We start from the raw sequence: 1,538 nt of genomic DNA on the forward strand, positions 1-1,538 counted from the left end.
AAATTCCGAATGCGCCCAATAATGCCGTAAAAATCATCACCAAACTCATGGTTACCGCATGATAGGATTTTGGTTTTGTCATTAATAATGCCGAAATAATTGTTGGATAAATTGGCCCTAGGAAAAAGCCAATGGCTACTAATGCATAAGCATTCCAGGGGATCTCGCTCCAGCTGCTGATGGCAGCTGTTGGATGAGGTAATGGTTTCACCGCAAAAGCCTACAATAATAAAGCCTTATTGCCCACAGGCTATTCCAAAATGGCATAATAAAAGTAAATAGCATGGTGGCTACTGCACAAATGTAAAACTATTTGTTTGATGGTATGTATTTGCTATTCATATGATTGTGTTTAAATGTGCAATATTGCGCTTTATAACAATCAAGTTGTCCAACTATCACTTATACGCTGTTGTTATGTCGCGTAATGGGGTAAATTATTTATATATTTATTGCGTATTTAAAGGTAGATGCTATGGGGTATACAATAAAAACGGCAACGTTTAATGCAGGGAATAATAATCTTGATGCAACAGCAGTTGGCAATATTGTTGCTGCATTAGGTGTTGTGGATGTAGCAGATGCTGACAAGCCAGATGTAATTTGTTTTTCTTTTCAAGAAGCACAAAATAGCTGGGGCGGGCAAAATTTAGGTGAGCGTGTTGCTAAGCGTATTGAAGGCTATACGCTTGTTTATAATAATAGTTTTCGTGCAATGACAAAGCCAGGTTTCCCAAATAAAGTAGGTACGGCTGTTTTAGTGAAAAATGACAAGCTTGATGAAATCGCTGTTATTGAAGGTCGTTCAGGTTCTATTCGTGGGGTGAATGGTTTTGGTGATATCAACAAAGGTGGTCAGGCAATTAAGCTTAGAATGGGTGATAAACATGTTGGTATTTTATCAGGGCATTTAAGCTCCCATACTCGAGCACAGCGTCAAGAGACAGTTAAACAGATGAAGGCGCATTTTAAAGAAAAGGAAGTAGATGGTATGATATTGATGGGTGATTTAAATGAGCGCTTATCAGACCGGGAGGATGTGTCTGCGCTTGAAAATGATCTAAACGGCCAAGATGCTCCCAGGTTAATTGCGCAGTATGATCCATTGACATCAGGTGACGGGGTTTTTGGAGATTTTTTATTTGCACAAGCAAGTGAGTTCACCTATGAAAAACGCAATAAACAAGGGGAAATTAAAAGGTCAAATGACCCAGATTGCCCTTATAAAGTTGGCGTATTAGATAATATTGGTATAAGCGGGGATCATTGGAAAAATGCTGATGATGATAATAATCTACAAGTCCATAAAATTGAGAATAAAGATACTGAGGATGCTAGTGATCATAAAATGGCGTCACGTAGTTTGTCCTTCGATAGTGCTTTGGCAGCTGATGATAAGCAACGTATAAAAAATAAAATTGAGTGCAGAGCGTTGAATGGGCAGTTTAAACTGGGATTATTCGGAAGTCGTTATAAAATATCGATAGAAGGTCGAGACTATGAGGTCCCGCGAAGAGTAGTAACCGCTCCATAAAGGG

The 1,538-nt window shown here is 38.8% G+C and carries 1 protein-coding gene and 1 pseudogene; one reads left to right on the forward strand and one right to left on the reverse strand.

The features are described from left to right. Positions 1-211, reverse strand: a pseudogene (locus DNK84_RS12635) (hypothetical protein); the annotation flags it as partial. Positions 212-475: 264 nt separating this feature from the next. Here DNK84_RS12635 and DNK84_RS12640 point away from each other — a divergent pair. Further along, positions 476-1,534, forward strand: a complete 1,059-nt coding sequence (locus DNK84_RS12640; protein ID WP_119344843.1) for an endonuclease/exonuclease/phosphatase family protein — start codon at positions 476-478, stop codon at positions 1,532-1,534. Positions 1,535-1,538: the final 4 nt, after the last annotated feature.

Origin of the sequence: Facilibium subflavum (assembly GCF_003574485.1) — a bacterium.
Taxonomy (GTDB): domain Bacteria; phylum Pseudomonadota; class Gammaproteobacteria; order Francisellales; family Francisellaceae; genus Facilibium; species Facilibium subflavum.

Coding starts and splice junctions, on each gene's coding strand:
- DNK84_RS12640 (WP_119344843.1), top strand. CDS start 476: ATGGGGTATACAATAAAAACGGCAACGTTTAATGCAGGGAATAATAAT.